The organism is Paralteromonas sediminis (genome assembly GCF_003820355.1).
Taxonomy (GTDB): Bacteria; Pseudomonadota; Gammaproteobacteria; order Enterobacterales; family Alteromonadaceae; genus Alteromonas_F; species Alteromonas_F sediminis.
This window is the reverse complement of the sequence record NZ_RPOK01000003.1, coordinates 175,304-193,757: the sequence shown is the minus strand read 5'-3', so window position 1 is coordinate 193,757 and position 18,454 is coordinate 175,304. Positions and strand designations below refer to the sequence as shown.

Annotated in this window: 17 protein-coding genes; 7 read left to right on the top strand and 10 right to left on the bottom strand. The window is 45.8% G+C overall.

Annotation, left to right across the window (positions count from 1 at the left end):
* Positions 1–30 precede the first annotated feature (30 nt).
* Together DRW07_RS09995 and DRW07_RS09990 are read right to left on the bottom strand one after the other, a co-directional pair.
* Positions 31–888, bottom strand: coding sequence for a peptidylprolyl isomerase (locus tag DRW07_RS09995; protein WP_124027777.1), 858 nt, complete (start codon positions 886–888; stop codon positions 31–33).
* Positions 889–960: 72 nt separating this feature from the next.
* On the bottom strand, positions 961–2,097 hold the full coding sequence (locus tag DRW07_RS09990; protein ID WP_124027776.1) for a PQQ-dependent sugar dehydrogenase: 1,137 nt from the start codon (positions 2,095–2,097) through the stop codon (positions 961–963).
* A 196-nt stretch (positions 2,098–2,293) separates the two neighbouring features.
* Between DRW07_RS09990 and trhP the strand changes: the two genes are divergently transcribed.
* The 3 genes from trhP to DRW07_RS09975 all read left to right on the top strand — a co-directional run bounded on the left by trhP (position 2,294) and on the right by DRW07_RS09975 (position 4,684).
* Entirely contained in the window at positions 2,294–3,664 is a 1,371-nt protein-coding gene (trhP, locus tag DRW07_RS09985; RefSeq protein ID WP_124027775.1) for a prephenate-dependent tRNA uridine(34) hydroxylase TrhP, read from the top strand.
* Positions 3,665–3,682: 18 nt separating this feature from the next.
* Positions 3,683–3,937 (top strand): YfhL family 4Fe-4S dicluster ferredoxin, encoded by a 255-nt coding sequence (locus DRW07_RS09980; RefSeq protein WP_124027774.1) that lies wholly within the window; start codon positions 3,683–3,685, stop codon positions 3,935–3,937.
* Positions 3,938–4,030: 93 nt separating this feature from the next.
* Positions 4,031–4,684, top strand: coding sequence for a hypothetical protein (locus DRW07_RS09975; protein ID WP_124027773.1), 654 nt, complete (start codon positions 4,031–4,033; stop codon positions 4,682–4,684).
* On the opposite strand, the gene DRW07_RS09970 is transcribed toward DRW07_RS09975, so the two are convergent.
* Positions 4,658–5,320 carry a nitroreductase gene (locus tag DRW07_RS09970; protein WP_124027772.1) on the bottom strand — a complete coding sequence of 221 codons (663 nt, stop codon included), beginning with the start codon at positions 5,318–5,320 and terminating at the stop codon, positions 4,658–4,660. The genes DRW07_RS09975 and DRW07_RS09970 overlap by 27 nt on opposite strands.
* Positions 5,321–5,349: 29 nt before the next feature.
* Positions 5,350–5,952, bottom strand: a complete 603-nt coding sequence (locus DRW07_RS09965; protein WP_124027771.1) for a thioredoxin family protein — start codon at positions 5,950–5,952, stop codon at positions 5,350–5,352.
* Positions 5,953–6,062: 110 nt separating this feature from the next.
* On the opposite strand from DRW07_RS09965, the gene DRW07_RS09960 reads away from it, so the two are divergent.
* Both DRW07_RS09960 and waaA read left to right on the top strand, forming a co-directional pair.
* Entirely contained in the window at positions 6,063–6,830 is a 768-nt protein-coding gene (locus tag DRW07_RS09960; RefSeq protein ID WP_124027770.1) for a thioredoxin family protein, read from the top strand.
* Positions 6,831–6,882: 52 nt separating this feature from the next.
* A complete protein-coding gene (waaA, locus tag DRW07_RS09955; protein WP_124027769.1) occupies positions 6,883–8,175 on the top strand; it encodes a lipid IV(A) 3-deoxy-D-manno-octulosonic acid transferase in 1,293 nt (430 codons plus the stop codon).
* Between the two features lie 9 nt (positions 8,176–8,184).
* Here waaA and DRW07_RS09950 read toward each other — a convergent pair whose 3' ends face one another.
* Positions 8,185–9,984: a cation:proton antiporter gene (locus tag DRW07_RS09950; protein ID WP_124027768.1), complete on the bottom strand. Its 1,800-nt coding sequence runs from the start codon at positions 9,982–9,984 to the stop codon at positions 8,185–8,187.
* A gap of 73 nt (positions 9,985–10,057) precedes the next feature.
* Between DRW07_RS09950 and DRW07_RS09945 the strand changes: the two genes are divergently transcribed.
* Positions 10,058–10,903: a hypothetical protein gene (locus DRW07_RS09945; RefSeq protein ID WP_124027767.1), complete on the top strand. Its 846-nt coding sequence runs from the start codon at positions 10,058–10,060 to the stop codon at positions 10,901–10,903.
* A gap of 169 nt (positions 10,904–11,072) precedes the next feature.
* Here DRW07_RS09945 and DRW07_RS09940 read toward each other — a convergent pair whose 3' ends face one another.
* The 4 genes from DRW07_RS09940 to thpR all read right to left on the bottom strand — a co-directional run bounded on the left by DRW07_RS09940 (position 11,073) and on the right by thpR (position 14,665).
* A complete protein-coding gene (locus tag DRW07_RS09940; protein WP_124027766.1) occupies positions 11,073–11,303 on the bottom strand; it encodes a DUF2789 domain-containing protein in 231 nt (76 codons plus the stop codon).
* 131 nt (positions 11,304–11,434) lie between these two features.
* Positions 11,435–12,823, bottom strand: a complete 1,389-nt coding sequence (locus DRW07_RS09935; RefSeq protein WP_124027765.1) for a class II fumarate hydratase — start codon at positions 12,821–12,823, stop codon at positions 11,435–11,437.
* A gap of 349 nt (positions 12,824–13,172) precedes the next feature.
* Positions 13,173–14,027 (bottom strand): formyltetrahydrofolate deformylase, encoded by an 855-nt coding sequence (purU, locus tag DRW07_RS09930; protein ID WP_124027764.1) that lies wholly within the window; start codon positions 14,025–14,027, stop codon positions 13,173–13,175.
* Between the two features lie 65 nt (positions 14,028–14,092).
* Positions 14,093–14,665, bottom strand: coding sequence for an RNA 2',3'-cyclic phosphodiesterase (gene thpR / locus DRW07_RS09925; RefSeq protein WP_165870464.1), 573 nt, complete (start codon positions 14,663–14,665; stop codon positions 14,093–14,095).
* Between the two features lie 72 nt (positions 14,666–14,737).
* Here thpR and hrpB point away from each other — a divergent pair, with 72 nt between their 5' ends.
* The gene (hrpB, locus tag DRW07_RS09920; RefSeq protein WP_124027762.1) at positions 14,738–17,215 is read left to right on the top strand and encodes an ATP-dependent helicase HrpB; all 2,478 of its coding nucleotides are present in this window, start codon (positions 14,738–14,740) and stop codon (positions 17,213–17,215) included.
* Here hrpB and DRW07_RS09915 read toward each other — a convergent pair.
* Positions 17,208–18,359, bottom strand: a complete 1,152-nt coding sequence (locus DRW07_RS09915; RefSeq protein ID WP_240630560.1) for a lytic murein transglycosylase — start codon at positions 18,357–18,359, stop codon at positions 17,208–17,210. The two genes, hrpB and DRW07_RS09915, sit on opposite strands and share 8 nt — an antisense overlap.
* Positions 18,360–18,454: the final 95 nt, after the last annotated feature.

Here is an 18,454-nt window from a genome sequence, read left to right as displayed (position 1 = left end):
GGACATCTTTAACATAGCGCATTACGTGTCTTAGTCATTTGCGATTCTGGTTTTTACTGGTACCTGGCATATATCCAATACGGGCGGAGGAGGTTTGAAAAAGAAGGGGGCAGTCCTGTGTCGTCTTTCTGTTAAAAATTGTTGATAAGCGGCTGTCTCGGTATCCTCTATTTCCAGATGAATTCTTTCGTCTTCTGGAATATCTGACATCATACGCATAGATACGATGCGGATATGCTCATCCGGTTCAACAGGAGTATCCCCTTCGATAACCTGCGTACGTTGAATTGCATGGACGTGTTCCATTCCATAAACTACACGACCGAATATTGACATGAGCCGGTCTAAATATCGCGTCGCCTGTCCAATGGTAATATAAAAGTGACTTGTCCCTGAGTCCGGGTCATTCCCTCTTGCCATGGCAATAACACCTGGGCAGTGCAACAACCAAGCTGTTTTATTTGCGGGATCATGGCCCAATGCAAACCCCTTTATGAAACCTGTTACAGGGGCAAACATATCATTCTCTTGTATCGGGGTGAATGTGAAGGTGCTATCTGTTGACCACTCGCCCTCAAGCGTTAGAGTCTCAGTAGCCTTTTTGTGCGTAGACTCGTCTTGTGGCCCACCCTGAGCGACAAACCCGTCAATAACCCGATAAAACGGTTGATTGTCGTAAACACCCAATCTGATCAGTTCCTTCATTTGGTTAACGTGATTTGGGCTGAAGGTAGGGGCTAGCTCAATGACAACGTCACCGTGGGGTAATTGCATAAGCACACTGTTTTGTGGGTCAAGCGAACGCCAAACAGGCTCGGGTTGATCGCTAGCAAATGCCTGGCAATGTGGAATAAAAATCAGCGTAAGCAGTAAGAATAAACGGTTCACAATAAAACAGCCGGTTAACTTGTTATGACAGCATCATAACAAGTTAACGACGATTAGCGAACGTGCAGTGACTTATTTGCGCGGGATAACCTTGTAGATACCGGCACCGTCTGTACCAATGTAAACGTGGCCGTCGGGGCTAACGCTCAGGCTTCTTACCCGGCCAATGCCTTCAAACAGTTTACTGTGACCCGTGATTTTCTCGTTATCCATTTTGACCAGCACAACATGGCCAAACTTTAGCGAGCCTACTAGCATGTGCCCTTGCCATTCAGGGTAATTGTCACTAGTTATAAACACCATACCCGAGGGAGCAATAGAAGGTGTCCATTGCCAATTTGGCTGCACCATTCCTTCTTTAGCGGTCATGTCTGTAAAACTAGTGCCGTTGTAATTGATGCCGTATGAAATGACTGGCCACCCGTAGTTATTACCCTTTGCGATCTTGTTCAGCTCGTCGCCTCCCCGTGGGCCATGTTCATGCGCCCACAATGCACCTGTTTCGGGGTGCTTTGCCATACCCTGAGGGTTTCTGTGGCCAAACGAATAGACGGTGGCATTAGCGTCTTGCTTACCAACAAAAGGGTTGTCATTCGGAACACGGCCATCGTCATGAATTCGGTGCACTTTACCGCCATCCATATCAAGACGCTGAGGCGTATTATCTCTGTCCCCTCTGTCACCCACTGTGATGTAAAGGTAACCTTCATTATCAAATTCAAGCCTACTACCATAGTGACGAGAGTTGTCCGTATTGGGAGCGCCTTCAAATATTACTTCAACATCCGTTAGCGCCATTGCATTTTTGTCGAGCCGCGCACGCACAACTGAAGTATTGCTTCCATCACCTTCACCCTCAAATCCAGAATATGACAAATAGAGCCAACCATTATTCGCGTAGTCGGGATGCTTTTCTATATCCAGCAGACCACCCTGATTTCTTGCATCCACTTGGGGAACGCCAGTGATAGGGCTTTCGATTAAGCTACCGTCTTTAATCATTCTTAGCTCACCTTTGCGGTCAGTGACCAATAATTCGCTTTGGTTTAACCACACCATGCCCCATGGAATTGATACGCCATCTGCTACTTTTTCAAGTTCATAGTTTTTATCCAGGCCATCATCCGCAATGGGGAAGGATTCAACCTGACTGAAAACCTGAAAACTAAAGCCAGCCACCAGAGCCGCTACAAGTGAACGCTTTAACATTTGAATAAACCTCTGTGAATTTTTATAGGGTCATTACAGCGTCAATTCTGTGGAAGATCAATGTAGTTGGATGAATGTTACCTACTATGCTTTTGTTTCGTTGTGTAACGATATTTTCAATACCTTTAATCTAAATCAAAGCAACTCAGTCTCAAACTGCTAGGATGCCGGCAAAATAGGGTAGTGAAGTAAAAAAATGAAACCTGAATTATTGTCGCCGGCAGGGTCATTGAAGAATATGCGTTATGCGTTTGCCTATGGGGCAGACGCTGTTTATGCGGGGCAACCCCGTTATTCATTGCGGGTAAGGAACAACGAGTTCAACCTGGCTAACTTGCAAGTTGCCATTGATGAAGCGCATCAGCAGCATAAGAAGTTTTATGTCGTCAATAACATTGCCCCGCACAACGGAAAGCTGAAGACCTTTTTAAAGGACCTTGCTCCTGTAGTAGCAATGAAACCCGATGCGATGATCATGTCTGACCCTGGTCTTATCATGATGGCCAAGGAGGCCCACCCTGAACTTACTATTCACTTATCTGTGCAAGCCAATGCGGTGAACTGGGCTACCGTGAGGTTTTGGCAACAGCAGGGCATTTCCAGAGTCATCTTGTCTAGGGAATTGTCGATAGATGAGATTAAAGAAATTCGACAACAATGCCCTGAAATGGAATTAGAAGTATTTGTGCATGGCGCACTATGCATGGCCTATTCTGGACGTTGCTTGTTGTCAGGTTATATCAATAAGCGCGACCCGAATCAGGGCACCTGCACCAATGCCTGTCGCTGGCGCTATCAGATCAATGAGGCCACTGAAGATGAGGTTGGCCAAATTAAACTGGGTGAGTGTGTTCATGAAGGCAGTAGTGAGCCAGACAATTCACCGTTATTTATGTTGCAGGAGGGGGGCCGTCCAGGAGAGTTGATGCCTACTTTCGAGGATGAATTTGGCACCTATATTTTCAACTCCAAAGATTTACGCGCGGTTCAGCATGTACAAAGCCTGGTCGAAATTGGCGTAGATTCACTCAAAATTGAAGGCCGAACCAAATCATTTTACTACTGTGCGCGTACCGCAAAGGTGTATAGGCAGGCTATAGATGATGCGTGCGTCGGTAAACCGTTTAACCCAGCCCTTATGCAGGAACTAGAACATCTTTCAAACAGGGGATATACCGAGGGGTTCTTGCAGCGACATGGCTCGCATACTCAATACCAGAATTACGACTATGCACACTCAATCAGTCATAGCCAACAACTGGTGGGTGAAGTGACTCAAAAAAGCGAAGACGGCCTCTACCTTATTGAAGTGAAGAACAAATTTGTGCTCGGTGATAATTTGGAACTGGTGACGCCGCAAGGTAATTATTCTTTTCAGCTAAAGGCACTTTTCGACAAACGGGGATGCGCACTGAACGAGGCTAAAGGATCCGGCCATTATGTTTGGACTAGGTTGCCCATAGAAGTCGAACCCGAATTTTGTATTTTGATGCGAAATTTACCCAAGCATCAGACAACCCGAAGTGGTTTTACCTGCGCTTCGGATACTTTGATTGACCATGTTTAATAGTGAGAGAACATCATTATGGCACTTAAAATAGCGGATGATTGTATTAACTGTGATATGTGCGAGCCTGAATGCCCCAATCAGGCAATCACAATGGGAGAGGAGGTTTATCAGATTGACACCAGTCGCTGCACGGAATGCATCGGTCACTATGATGAACCTCAGTGTGTTGCCTGCTGTCCAATTGATTGTATTGAGCCCGACCCAGAGCACATTGAAACAGACGATACCGTGAATGCAAAGCTGGAAAAGATCATAAGCGAAGCGCGGTAATCGACGTAAATCTTAAAAATTCGTAACTTGGCACGTACGTCCATTTTCTATTACTTTGCGTAATACTGACTAAAGCAATAGTGCGAAGCCAATATGAAGTATTATGCAACCTTGCCTGTAACCGCGATTGTGGCATTTTCTGTGATGAATTTGCTGGTGTACTGGCAAATCATTCCGCCCGGTTTGCAACTTCTCAACACCATACAGTCAGGTATGGGGGATTACTTCTATCTTTTAATCATGGCGATTATTTTGTTGGAGTCCATTGTGTATGTGGGCTTTTACTTTCCTGGACAGTTTTTTGCTGTTTTGCTAGTTATAGGCGCCAAACCCACTTTTACTGATGTGGTCATGTTAACAGTGGCTATGGTTGTGGCGGCTACACTCGGTTCTCTAATTAATTATGGTTTGGGTAGAATTAACAAGTCTGAGGAAAGTGAGCATTCACCAACAAAAATCAAGCATCTTTTGCTGGCGATGATCCACATGAACTCCCTTGCCTTTTTTATGTTTGCTCAGGGCGCAAACCATAAACCCATTCGAGTTGTCTGGCTTGCTGGTGTTCTCAACCTGCCTTATTACCTAGCACTGATTGCTGCTACCGCTTTTATGAGTGAACAGGTGATGAAAGTCGCTGAAAATACTGCGTTGTTATTTTCGTTACTGGCCATTTGGCTGGCGGTTGCGCTTACATTGGATGTAAAACAACGCAGAATCAATTTAATCGATAAAAAGAACACTGTTTGATACAGGCTCTCTCACAGTTCTGGCCTGATTGGCATCGGCTTTACTATCGGCATAGCCAAATGACATGCCAAACAAAATACCTCTTTCCTCAGGCAATTCGCACAGGCTTTTAATGGGATTAGGAAATTGTCCCAGTGCGCCTTGCATGCAACTGGAAATACCTTCTTCGTACATTAACATGCTGAGGGTTTGTGCATAAATGCCAATATCTACCGCCCCCATGATATCGAGGTATTTGTCCATAGTGAAAAATGCCACGTGTGGGGCATCGAAAAATTGCCAATTGCGCAGCATGGCTTGTTGTCGTTTAACCTTATCTTGCCGTTCTATGCCCATTGCAGAATAAAGTGCATTTGCGGAACCAAACTGGCGTTCTCTGTGCACGCCCTCGTAGGCAGGAAGCCAGTTAAAGTCTGGGTAGGGCTTTTGAACTTTGATGACCTCTTCGACCAGCTGCTGGGCAAGCTGAGTTTTCTTTTCTCCTGACACGACTATCACTTGCCACGGTTGCACATTGCAGTTAGAAGGGCTGCGTTGCGCTTTTTCAAAAACACGCTGTAAAACAGCCGAATCAACAGGTTTATCTAGAAATGCCCGGCAGGAATACCGTTTGTCAAGCATGGTGGAAAATGTCATAAGCCGTCCTTAATGTCTGTCTTGTGAAATTAAAAGTAATCGGGTGCGTTGCCTGGCTTCCATTTGATATTACAACCCATAGAAGGCACTTGTGGTTCTGGTATAGGAGTGTTAGCCAATAGTGCATTTAACGCACTTCGCAAATCTTCACCTGTTGAGAGGGCTTGCGAAGAGTCGTAGTTGCCCGACGACACTCGATGGGGACGGGTACTGTCAAACTGGCCACGGTAAACAAGTTTTCGCGTGTCATCAAATACGTAAAAATCAGGTGTGCAAGCGGCATAAAATGCTTTGGCAACATTTTTCGTTTCGTCAAACAAATAGGGGAAAGGGTAGCCTCTCCTGGCCCTTTCGAGTTGCATATTATTTAAATCATCCTCTGGGTAGGCAGTTACATCGTTACTGTTTATCGCAACGAATGCTACGTCCTGACTGGCGTATCGCTTGGATAGTTCGGACAATGCTGGTGCAATATGCACAACATAAGGACAATGATTACAAATGAAAGCCACAACCAGTAATCTTGAGTGTTGAAAGTCACTCAATTCAATCATTTTACCTTCGGTATTGGGTAAACTAAACTCTGGAGCCGGACTGCCTAATGCGAGCATGGTTGATTCTGTGAGTGCCATATTGTTGATATTCTATTAGTTTGTTCACGACTCTAGATTCTGACAGTTAATTTGTCTACCCGCAGTTAACTTGCTACCTTGGCTTTTTAAACAGTAACTGACCTTACCTTATGAGAATTCTTGTTTTAGTTGTTGTGCTGACCTTAGCCGCAGGTTTCGCGGCTGCCGCAACTGGCAGCAAAGAAGATACACACATACTGCCTGCTTATACTTATCAGCCTGTTAATGACCCTATGCAAGCGGTTTCGCAAGCGCTTTCTAAAGCGAAAGAAACGAACAAACGCTTACTTGTTGTGTTGGGTGCGACCTGGTGTCATGACAGTATGGGGTTAGCAAAACGTTTTTCGATGGAAACCTTGCACCCCATTATACAGCAGCACTATGAGACGGTATTTGTTGATGTTGGCTTCTTGAATGATCGAAGAGACATCACCCAAAGATTTGGTTACGCCACGTACTTTGCAACGCCCACAGTGTTGATTGTTGAGCCACAAGAAGAAAAACTGATCAATTTTGATACGGTTAAAAAGTGGGGGTTTGCTGACAGTGTTGACCTGCAGGAATACATAGAATACTTTTCGGGGTTTACAACGACTGAGCATCAGCACCCACTTGTGCAGCCCGACGCAGCAGTTCTTGCGTTTGCTAATCGTGAGGCGGCTCGCCTTCAAAACGCCTACGACCTGTTAGGTCCCTTATTGCAAGAAGACGAACAGGGTATCCAGAACGAGGATTTTATGCCGCTTTGGCAAGAGGTGAGACGTTTCCGTTTTTCACTACAAAATGACATCGTTGATCTGGCCAAAGAGCCGACAGACGAAAAGCAGCATGTGTTTCCTGAATACGGTCCTTTTAGCTGGGAAAGTATTGAAAAATGAATTTGCGTCCTGACATTACTGCCATCTGCAGCAAGTATTTTAGAGCTAAACCTTGACGCTTTCTTTTCGTCCTTCATTTTCTCAGGAAGCCAGCCGATGGCTATACTCCGGTTTGTTATTGGTATTATCGCCAATTGTTGTGATGGCCTTGTTCATTTTGGCCATCAAAAAGAAGCAGCAGGGCCGCTTTCGCATTCGGGAAAGGTTTGGCTTCGGAAGTCCTTCATTACGCCAAGGCGGTTACCTGTTTCACTGTGTGTCAGTGGGGGAAGTTGTCAGCGCATCATCCCTTATCAAGTTATTGATGGATGAGCAGCCCGCGTTGACGATTACTATCACTACTACTACGCCCACTGGGGCTGACAGGGTGAAGGCACTATTTGGGAACCGGGTACAACACCTTTTTTTGCCTTATGATCTGCCGTTTTTGATGTCTGGCTTGCTGAACAGGCTGTCGCCTCAAAAAGTGATTATTACAGAAGTTGAATTGTGGCCTAATATGATCCACACCTGCTGGCGTAAGCGCATCCCTGTTTGTGTGCTTAATGCGAGGATGACCGAAAAAAGTGCGAAACGCTACAGCAAATACCCACGTCTTTTTGGCGCTATGCTACAAAAAGTCACGCATGTTTGTGCCCAGGGTGAGCGTGATTACAATAACTACCTGTCGCTGGGTGTGCACACCGATAAACTTACGTTAACCAATAATATTAAGTTCGATCAGGCCAATGAGTTACTGCGTGCATCTACCTCGAGTTTTAAAGGTCTCGATGCCGGACAGCGCGCTATTTTTGTTGCTGGTAGTACCCATGAGCCAGAAGAAAGTCTGATTTTGGCGGCATTGCAAGCTATTCCTGCCGACATTCGCCCTTTACTTATTTTAGTACCGCGTCACCCTGAGCGTTTTGATACGGTAGCCGCCCTATTATCACAGCAGTCTCTTCCATGGTGCAGAAGCACAGAGGTTGACGTCATTCCTGAAAACACAGCTATCGTGCTCTTGGACGAGATGGGCCAATTGACTCGGGCTTATGCTATTGCCACTGTCGCGTTTGTTGGCGGAAGCTTGGCAAATAAAGGAGGGCATAATGCCCTTGAACCTGCGGCTATGTCTCTGCCTGTGTTAATGGGTCCTCATACATACAACAATCCGGTCATCTGCCAGACGCTGATAGAGGCAAAGGCGCTGCGCATTGTTAGGGACAGTGAGGCGCTTACTCATGCCCTTACGGGATTATTACAAGATCCCGATGCAGCTCGTGCACAGGGACAGGCTGGCAAACAGGTGTTACTAAGCAACCAAGGGGCAGTGGCTAAGTCATTAGCTATTATTGAACAGTTGTAAATGTTTCGCTTAAGGTAATCCTGAATCTTTAGGCGTGATTAAGCTAATAAGTCGCCAGCCTGCAGCAGGTTCAAAATCATTGTTGGCAAGCACCACGTGAAAAACGTTATGCGTATCAATATAAACCAAAGGAATAGCCCTTTCTCCGTAGGTTTCCTGATAATCTTCAAAGCGAAATGCATCGGTTAAACGGGTGGTTTTTACCGTGGCACCTTTGGCCACGGCTGAGGCAAGATAAGCATAGGTTATACCTTCGCCAAATAAAGTGAGTTTATTTGCATAGTGACTGGACACCTTGTGGCTGGGGCGGCTAAGTTGTTCATTGTTCGACAGTCCCCACACTTTGCCTTTGCCCAAGGCATCTTCAAAATGAAAACTGACTAGAGGGTTAAGTTGCCTGTAGGGAGACAGGATTAAGACATTTCCAAAGCGATTCAGCTCAAGGTGCAATGATGCATGCTCAGACATAGGGTTGCCAAAATAAACGGGAATGTCCTGCATTCTACAATCGCTAATCGCGTTCCAGTTGGTATCCGCAATGCAGGTATAAATACCTTGTTCCTGCAACTCTTTTGCCAAAAGCTGACTAAAGCGGTTGCCACCAAATAGTAAAAATCCATTCGGAATGGGGGCTCTTACACCCAATAGTTTTGCTACTAGCTTGGCGGTTAGGCTTTGCACCACTACGGTCGTGATGATCACCAAAAACACCATGGGAACGATGATTTCGGATTGAGGAAAGCCCTGCTCTTCTAACTTAAGAGCAAACAAGGCTGACACTGCAGCGGCAACAATACCTCGCGGAGCAATCCAGCTGATCAGGGCAAGCTCTTTTAAGGTCAGACTGGTCCCCCAGGAAGAGATAAATACTGATATTGGACGCGCAATGTACATGATGGCGAGAATAACAAAGGCGGCTGCCCAGCCCAGTTGTGCGATGGCGTTTAAGTCGAGCCGGGTGGCCAGTAATATAAATAAACCTGAAATAAGCAATACGCTGAGGGTTTCTTTGAATTCCAATATACCCTCGATATTCACCCCTTTCATATTGGCCAATATAATGCCTGCCACCGTGACCGTTAACAGTCCTGACTCATGCGCAATGACATTCGACGCAGCAAATACGCCCAGTATGACTGTCAGAACAGCGGTATTAACTAAGTATTGTGGGATCCAGTTGTTTTTGAGTGAGATGCCAAGGCCTATACCCGCGGCCGCGCCAAAGCCTAATCCCGTTAAAAGTGTGATACCAAAAGCATAAAAAGTATGACTCAGTGCCCCTTGCGCTGAGACAATGAACTCAAATACTAATACGGCTAACAATGCACCAACGGGGTCAATAACGATGCCTTCCCAGCGCAATATATTGGCCACTTTGTGATTGGGCCTGACACTGCGTAACATGGGCACAATAACGGTGGGGCCAGTCACCGTTACGATGGCGCCAAATAAGAACGCGATACTCCATGAAACACTGAGCAAATAGTGTGCTGCAAAAGCCGCAATCAGCCAGGTAACAACAACGCCAACACTACAAAGGTTTCGCACCATTTTGCCATGCCCAGCAATGTCGTCTTTCTTAAGTGTGAGGGCACCTTCGAACAAAATAATGGCCACAGACAGGGAGACAATGGGGAACAAAAGCTCGCCAAAGAGGTCATCAGCATTCAAGGCCCCAAAAACCGGGCCGATAAGAATACCAACAATGAGCAAGGGAAGAATTGCTGGTAATTTTACTTTGTAAGCAAAAAACTGACAGGCTATGGACAGTAAACCTACCATAACCAAGAGTACTAGTGGGTCGTTCACAATCATAGAACCAGTGGTTTTTTGTTCACTCTAGCAGGGCAATTGAAAAGTTGTAAGCAAAAAGGGAAAAGCTGTGTCGTTAAATCGTTTCATTTTCAAAGTATCAATTATTTTTATGGTAAGTGCTTTAGCAGCCTGTGCGTCAAAGGCAGAGCAGGGTAAAGGGTATACCGTGACAAAGCAGTCAGTATTGTCTGACAGGTTAGGGGAAACATCAGGGTTATATTGCACTGAAACGGGTTTTCTTACGCTAAATGATTCTGGAAATGCCCCCGTGGTGTATGAAATAAATCACAATGGGGAGATTGTCGCTGAGCCCTACGTATTGACTAAAAACGTTGATTGGGAAGCAATAACTGCAGACAGGACGCATGTTTTTGTCGGTGATTTCGGCAATAACGCAGGGAAGCGGGAAGATTTGGTGATTTACAAGTTAGATCAAGAGGGTAATGCAGACATCATCGGTATTACTTATGAGGGCTATAACCCATCAACTAATGCCTATTACGGCCATGATTTTGATGCCGAGGCCCTGGTGGCAAAGGGTGAACACCTTATTTTGTTTTCTAAAAGCTGGAACACGCAAGTGTTACGAGTGTATAAGATTGACAAAGACTTGGCAGAGCAAAAGCTTTCTCCCATTAGTTTAATTAAAGGGTTGCCCGGCGTTGTGACTGGCGCAGATTGGGATGACAGTCAGGGGCACTATGTACTTACCGGCTATAGCGTGTCGACCATCGGCTTAATGAAGCCCTTTATTGCGATATTGGGTGAAGATTTTGCTCTTCAAAGAATCGAAAAGCTCAGTGGATTGAATCAGGTAGAGGGTGTGTGTGCCAAAGATGGGCATATCTGGTTAACTCAGGAGGCAGGCAAGTTTTCAACGGCGAAGCTGGTCAATCTAAAGCTCAATGACTGACAAGGAATATGAGGGTGCGTGACGGACCGACATAGCCTCATCTTTGTTTTTGGCTGCAGACCTGACGAAACGTGGGAGTATTCGCCTCATGCATCGCCGTTGAAACAACATAAAACACTCTCAGATAAAGTGATAACAGAATCTGTTTTGTGTAGCTCCTATTGTGGTTTTAATGCAAACGTGTATTTAATTCGTCTATAACTTCTGCCCATGCAGCGTCTTCGATGATAGCCTCTTTTAGAAAAGCGACTTGTGCGCCATTCCAAAATGATGCTTTATGCAGATAAGTAGTTTGGTTTAACCCTTTATGCTGCTCGATGAACGCATCTATTCCATCTTCGGAATTGTCTAAACCCAATTGAGTAAATAAGTCTGCGAGAGTGGGTTGTTGCGTAAACATACAGTTCTCCTTTAAGACGAGTAGGTAATAATTCAAACGTAGAGACGCGTGATTAGATCATTCGGTCACCAGGATTCACTTCTAATAAAAGCACACATGTCACACTCTCAGGATTCCACTAGTATCTAGCTCTAACTCGAATGCGTTTTATTATCTGCGAGTTTTATTGGATCGAGTAATTTGAGCAGTTTCTCTCTAGAGAGATTCGTTTCTTGCTCCGCTATGTCGAGGATAGGCTTGTTTTCAGTATACGCTTTTTTGGCTATTTCAGCCGCTGCTGAATAACCAATGATAGGGTTCAAAGCGGTAACCAACACAGGGTTTCTAGACAATGTCTTGTTCAGCATATCTGTGTTAACAGTAAATCCTTTTACTGCTTTATCGGCTAACATACGACACGCATTTGCTGAGAGAGTCAAACTGGATAATAGATTATTGGCGATCATCGGCAGCATAACATTAAGTTCAAAATTGCCCGATTGACCACCAACTGTTATTGCCGTGTCGTTTCCTATAATTTGTGCAGCCACCATAGTGACTGATTCAGGCACAACTGGGTTAACTTTCCCGGGCATTATAGACGAACCAGGCTGAAGTGAAGGAAGTGAGATTTCTGCCAGACCTGCCAGTGGGCCAGAGTTCATCCATCGTAGATCATTGGCGATCTTCATTAGCGTAACAGCCAATGATTTAATGGCTCCAGATAGACTGACGCTCGAATCTTGCGAGCTAATCGCGGCAAAAAAATTATCGCTTTTGACAAAGGATAACCCTGAAGACTTGCTGAGTAGGTTATTTACTGTGTCTGCAAACTGTGGGTGTGCATTAACGCCAGTACCAACCGCAGTACCTCCTAGAGCGAGCTGGAATATTAATGGTTTCAAACTCGCCAAATGGCGGTGATGTTGTTTGAGTTGGGAAGACCAACCGGATAGGCATTGACCAAAAGTTATCGGCATCGCATCCATAAGATGTGTACGGCCTGTCTTACAAACGTTATAAAGCTCTGTTCCCCGCTCATCAATGACTGTTATTAAATGAGAGAGCGCCGGCTCTAGTTCTTCAACTAATTTAAAAGCTGCACTTACATTTATTGTTGAGGTAATAACATCGTTACTGCTTTGCCCATAATTAACATGATCGTTTGGGTCGACTTTGACATCAATACATTTGCTTGCGAGATTGGCTATAACCTCATTTGCATTCATATTTGAGCTTGTACCAGACCCAGTTTGAAAAATATCGACGGGGAAATGTTGTAAAATATCGCCCATATCAAGCAACTGATTGCACGCCTCAATGATGGCATTAGCAATGCCGTCATTGAGGCATCCCAGTTCGGCATTTGCTTCTGCGGCAGCACGTTTTATTTTAATAAGTGCGCGTAAAAATGCGTCAGGTAACGTTTGGCCGCTTACTTGAAAATTGTCGAGAGCACGCTGAGTCTGTGGGCCGTACAGCGCATCTATTGGCACTTCGATATCACCCAGAGAATCACTTTCTATTCTATGCTTTGTCATTGTCTCTCCTTACATGTCGCCGCCTACCTATAACTTATCGAAACAGTTACAGGTAAATAGGCTGTGAATCTGAAGACTTGGGACAATTGTAGGATAGCAATAACAAAATTCTAGTCAGTCATAGGGTGGGGCTATTTCTTAATCTCGACGTACACTGGCTACCATTCTGAGTTTGCCATTAAATATATTCCACAAAGACTATTTTTATGGGGGATAATTATGTGCGGACTTAGCTTGGTTAACCATCTAGTCTTTCATTCAATCGAAAAAATGCTAATCGACATCAATAAGCAGAATAGTCCTACCAATTAAAACGAGTGTCACAAAGATCAGGTCGTGACGGCATTTTTTAAGCAAACACAACTGTTTTGTTTTCATGAATGATTACGCGATCTTCCAGATGATAACGCACGCCATGTGCTAACGCGGTTACCTCACAATCTTTGCCTTTTCTCACCATGTCTGTCGCTGAATCACTGTGGCTAATTCGTTTGACACTTTGCTCAATAATGGGGCCTTCGTCCAAGTCTGCGGTGACATAATGACAGGTTGCTCCAATGAGTTTTACACCTCTGTTGTAGGCTTGCTGATACGGCTTGGCACCAGCAAAAGAGGGCAAAAAGCTGTGGTGGATATTAATGACCTTTCCCGCTAATTTGCTGCACAGCGTGTTGGGTAGTATTTGCATGAAGCGGGCAAGGACTGTCAGGTCAATGGCATACTCCTCAAGCAGGGTCTCGATTTGTGCAAAGGCTGCCTCTTTGCCCATGGCTTTAAAATCGACCCAGTGAAAAGGCACCTTGTACCAGTCTGCAAACTGTTTCATTTGCGGGTGGTTGGCGATTATGCAGGGTATATCACAATTCAATTCACCGGTGTGCCAGCGGTGTAACAAGTCGACCAAACAATGTGATTCAAGGCTTGCCAGTAAGGCAACCTTAGGTTTTGTTGACGAGTCCGACACTTTCCAACGCATATCAAACTGCTCTGCAATGGGCGTAAACGCTGTTTTAAACTCTTCGTAACTAGTCGACAAACTATTTGCATGTATTTCATGACGCATGAAAAAGCGACCTGTCTGCAAGTCGGTATGATGGCTAGCTTCTGTTATAGACGCCCCGTGATCTGCTAAAAACTGTGACACGCTGGCGACCAGGCCGATTTGGTCTGGACAGTCGATAATAAGTCGGAAAGTTTGCTGCATAGTGATAGTCGAATACTGAGTAGACCGTTGTTGTAACGTCTCTTGTGCGCAATGTAAAGCCCGCTTTATTCTCTGCGATGTGCAAAGCTGGGGGAAAAGTCCCAGCTAAAGCGTATAGGGTATGTTACACCAGAGGGTGTTGATACAGACTCAAATAAGTGCCACTGGTTTACCACAAACTTGATGTCAGGCATTAATAGCGGTGGGGCAATCTGATCTCCCTGAACTTTCCGGTACAGGGTCACGTGCGGCCTATAACTGCTGCTTGGGTGCTTCACCTGAATTTTTGCTTCACTTGCTACCTGTAATGCCAGTTTGTGTAGCGCTAATAGTGTAGGGTGTACCGAGAGTGGAATGGCGGCCATGATCTTGGGCTTTTGCCAAAATACAATGTCGTTCAGTGCAATTTCAAATGCGTGCAAAGGTGTACGTTGCTCCTCTATCATGTTGGCGCAGGCGGTCACCACAGTTTCAAGTTGAGACGAGGTAAGATGGCCTAAAAATAAAGACGTAACGTGATAGTTTGCGGGCCTTACTTTCACTGGTCCGGAAGCGGACAAGCGTGCAAAGTGTTCGCACCATTCAGAAAGAGCTATTTTTGATTGCGGAGTTAAATCGCAACCCAGAAAACATCGCACGTAAATTTCCTTGTGTGATAAGCAAGTACTGTTGCTTTATACTTTCGCACAAATTTGTAAATCAGCAAGCTAATGCCGGTATTCCCTGTCGATGAAGTTATTCCCTCTTTGGTCCGTCATTTCGAGACAAATGACCTGATCTTATCCGCTCCCCCTGGGGCCGGTAAGTCTACACGAGTGCCCATGGCGCTGATGGAACACTTTCCTAATAAACGCTTTTTGCTTCTGCAACCCCGGCGTGTTGTGGTTAGGCATTTGGCAAACTTCTTAGCGAGTTTGCTTAACGAAAAGGTGGGGCAGACCATTGGCTATCGTATGCGTGGCGAGACTCAGGTTTCGTCTAACACAAGGCTAACCCTGGTCACCGATGGTGTATTAACCCGGATGTTACAACAAGACCCAGAGCTGACCGGAATTGACGGCGTACTGTTTGATGAGTTTCATGAGCGAAACGTGCATGCAGATATGGGGCTTGCGCTTGCGATAGAAAGTCAACAGGGCCTTCGTGACGACCTGAGGTTACTGATCATGTCGGCGACATTGGATGTCGGAGCAATACAAACACTATTGCCTGAGGCCAAAGTATTTTCAAGCCAAGGCAAAATGTTTGACGTTACTGAGCATTATCTTGGTGACTGTAACACTCAGGAATTAGCCAAACGGGTTGCCAGCGCCATTCAGCAGGCGATAAAGAAGCACCACAACGGTGATGTGCTGGTGTTTTTACCCAGTGTAAAACACATCAGGCAGTGTCAGCGTCTTTTACATCTCTCTCATTGTGACGTGCACCCCCTATTTGGTGGTCTCTCACTGGACGAACAGTCATGCGCACTTGCGCCCGCCCAACAGGGTAGGCGAAAAATAGTATTGGCAACCAATATTGCAGAAACAAGTTTGACCATAGACGGAATAACTGTGGTCATCGATTCTGGCAGAGAAAATCAGGCTAGGTTTGATCACGGGAGTGCCATGACCACGCTTGATATAAGGATGATATCGCAAGCGTCTGCCACACAAAGAATGGGACGAGCCGGAAGAACAGCGAGTGGTGACTGTTACAGGTTATGGTCGCAAAGTGCACATGGTCGTCTTGCCAAGCATGCCAAGCCTCAAATTAAAGAGGTTGATCTGACCTCGCATTTACTCGATGTATGCGCCTGGGGCGCCGACTTCGACACCCTACCACTGCTGGATAAACCTGATAGTGCGCAAGTTGAACGGGCTCAGAAACAGCTTGAAAGCATTGGTGCTTTATCTGTTTCTGGCCAGATAACACAATGGGGCAAAAAATTGGCTAATGTCAGTTTACACCCGGGTGTGGCAAATATGTTACTGACAGTGGCATCTGAGACACCGCAGCAGTTGCCAAATGCGGTTATTGGGGCGGTATTGTATGAAAGTATTGGTTCATTGCAGTGGGAAGGCTTTGACACTACAGTCGCAAAGCAGTTATCACAGCCTTCAATAGGGTGGAAAAACGCGCTGGGCAGGGTGCAGCGGTCATTGAAGCAAGCGCCAGCACTAAGCATGACGCACCTAGACAAACATCAAATTGCTGCCTACATTGGCCAAGCTTTTATGCAGCGAGTGGCCTTTCGAGTAAAAGATGACGAATGGAAAATGGCGAGTGGACCGAGGGCAATCATCGACACTATGCCGTCTTACGTCAACTGGTGCGTGGTGCTTCACGGCCAAGCGTACAAAGAAGGCAAAATAAAGGTGTTCGCTGCAATAGAAACCTCACTAGATGCGCTAAAAACACTAATGCCGCAGCATTTTATTTCCACGCAAAGTCTTTTTCTAGACAAAGCAAAACAACTCAAAGCACAGTCAGAATTGCGCTTTTTTGACATCGTCTATGAACGTGCGCCCTTGGAAAGCAATCAAAATATTAACTGGTCATCGGCCTGGCTAACTATGATTAAACAAGGGCAGCATGGCCTTCCTTCTTGTCGCCTGCCCCTCAATCAAGACGCGTTGCAATGGTTGGAAAGAGTAAAGCTACTGGTACATATCAGTGGCGAAAGTGACAGAGAGTGGGAGCATGAAGTCCTGTTGGAAAAAGCAGACCAATGGTTGACGCCAGCACTAGACAATTGTCGCAGCATCAAGCAACTGGAAAGCTTGCCTTGGCAATCGTTATTGCAATCACTACTGCCTTGGGATCAAAGCCAACAATTAGCGTCGTTATGCCCATCAAGCTTGGAGGTCGCGTCTGGCCGTACTATCCCGATCGTCTATTCGTTTCTAACCGATAGCGCAGGCAAAAAGACATGGCGAGCCCAGGTGTCAGTAAAAATGCAAGAGTGTTATGGCATGACGTCACCTGTCTTTGTTGCCAGAGGTGCGTGCAGGGTCACATTTGCATTACTGTCTCCCGCAAACAGACCCTTGCAAACCACTGATGACTTGGCCGCGTTCTGGCAGGGGAGTTATCTGGACATCGCCAAGGAAATGCGCGGACGCTATCCAAAACATTTCTGGCCTGACAACCCTGCCAACAGCCCTGCTACCACGGTAACTAAAGCTAAAATGAAAGGTGTTAGTTAGTGCTTACACCAGCCATATCCATTAACTCCTTCGATGGGAAGCCATCAGCAGTCATGCTGTTTCGGCGCTGCGCTGTGCGAATACCTTCACGCGTCATGGGCCCCAGAATGCCGTCAGGTCGTCCTACATCAATGCCATTCTCATTCAAAAATGTCTGTAGTTTCTTAATTGACGCCAATGAATAAGTTGGGAGTTCTGGTAGGGGCGTTACCAGATCAACGGCTCCCGCTATTTTGTCTGCTAAATGCCCTACAGCAATGGCATAAAACTCTGAATTGTTCCAGCGCATGATGGTGCGGAAATTGTCGTAAACCAGAAATTTGGGACCAGTATGGCCTGAAGGTACCACCAAATAACCTTTGATATCTGCTTGGCCCAATGACGAACCGTCGGCCTTGCTAACACCCAGCTTAGCCCACTCAGACACAGACCGTTTGTTACTTCTGCCGATCAGAGCATAATCAAACCCATTTGCCAGCTGGACTTCTCTCCCCCATCTAAATCCGGGTTTCCAACCTAGCTGCGACAAAAAGTTAGCCGCTGAGGCCAACGCATCCTGTTCGCTTTGCCACAAGTTTATTGTGCCATCACCATCGCCATCGATGGCGTAGTTCTGATAGGCAGATGGCATAAACTGTGTGTGCCCCATAGCGCCAGCCCAAGAGCCGAGCATGTCGGAAGGGCTTAAGGATTCCCTGACCATCAGGCCTAGTGCTACAACCAGCTCTTGTGTGAAGTATTGAGTGCGTCTTGGATCACAGGCCAGTGTTGCCAACGAATCCAAAACGGGCATTTTACCCTTGTACCCACCATAGTTCGTCTCAAGCCCCCAAAAAGCGAGCAGGTAGTGGGGAGGAATTCCGTATTGATTATTCAGTTTTTGTAAGAATTCTTTGTGCTTCGCGTAGTGCTCACGTCCCTTGTTAATACGCCACGCATTCACCCTTTTGGAAAAGTAGTCGGGGAAGGTTTGTACAAATTCTGGCTGACGCCTATCTAGTTCTATTACTCGTGCTTGATATTGCAGCGCATCAATGACAGCTTTCATCTCTGTTTGCGCTAGCCCCGATTCGACAGCTCGCTGAACTAGCGATGGCTTGCAAGCTTCAAAAGCTTCTGCCGCAGAAGGTGCTTCGGAAGCCATCGTATGGATAGAAAAAAATAGAAAGGCAAAAAAATAACAACAACGAAATAACATAGAAATCCCTGAGTACTGACAGTCACCCTATCATAAGGCAA

Excerpts from the sequence above, each read along its gene's own strand:
- DRW07_RS09915 (WP_240630560.1), bottom strand. The coding sequence starts at position 18,359 with ATGGCTTCCGAAGCACCTTCTGCGGCAGAAGCTTTTGAAGCTTGCAAG.
- DRW07_RS09960 (WP_124027770.1), top strand. The coding sequence starts at position 6,063 with ATGAGAATTCTTGTTTTAGTTGTTGTGCTGACCTTAGCCGCAGGTTTC.
- purU (WP_124027764.1), bottom strand. The coding sequence starts at position 14,027 with ATGCAGCAAACTTTCCGACTTATTATCGACTGTCCAGACCAAATCGGC.
- DRW07_RS09970 (WP_124027772.1), bottom strand. The coding sequence starts at position 5,320 with ATGACATTTTCCACCATGCTTGACAAACGGTATTCCTGCCGGGCATTT.
- DRW07_RS09980 (WP_124027774.1), top strand. The coding sequence starts at position 3,683 with ATGGCACTTAAAATAGCGGATGATTGTATTAACTGTGATATGTGCGAG.
- DRW07_RS09940 (WP_124027766.1), bottom strand. The coding sequence starts at position 11,303 with ATGTTTACGCAACAACCCACTCTCGCAGACTTATTTACTCAATTGGGT.
- DRW07_RS09965 (WP_124027771.1), bottom strand. The coding sequence starts at position 5,952 with ATGGCACTCACAGAATCAACCATGCTCGCATTAGGCAGTCCGGCTCCA.
- trhP (WP_124027775.1), top strand. The coding sequence starts at position 2,294 with ATGAAACCTGAATTATTGTCGCCGGCAGGGTCATTGAAGAATATGCGT.
- hrpB (WP_124027762.1), top strand. The coding sequence starts at position 14,738 with ATGCCGGTATTCCCTGTCGATGAAGTTATTCCCTCTTTGGTCCGTCAT.
- DRW07_RS09935 (WP_124027765.1), bottom strand. The coding sequence starts at position 12,823 with ATGACAAAGCATAGAATAGAAAGTGATTCTCTGGGTGATATCGAAGTG.
- DRW07_RS09975 (WP_124027773.1), top strand. The coding sequence starts at position 4,031 with ATGAAGTATTATGCAACCTTGCCTGTAACCGCGATTGTGGCATTTTCT.
- DRW07_RS09990 (WP_124027776.1), bottom strand. The coding sequence starts at position 2,097 with ATGTTAAAGCGTTCACTTGTAGCGGCTCTGGTGGCTGGCTTTAGTTTT.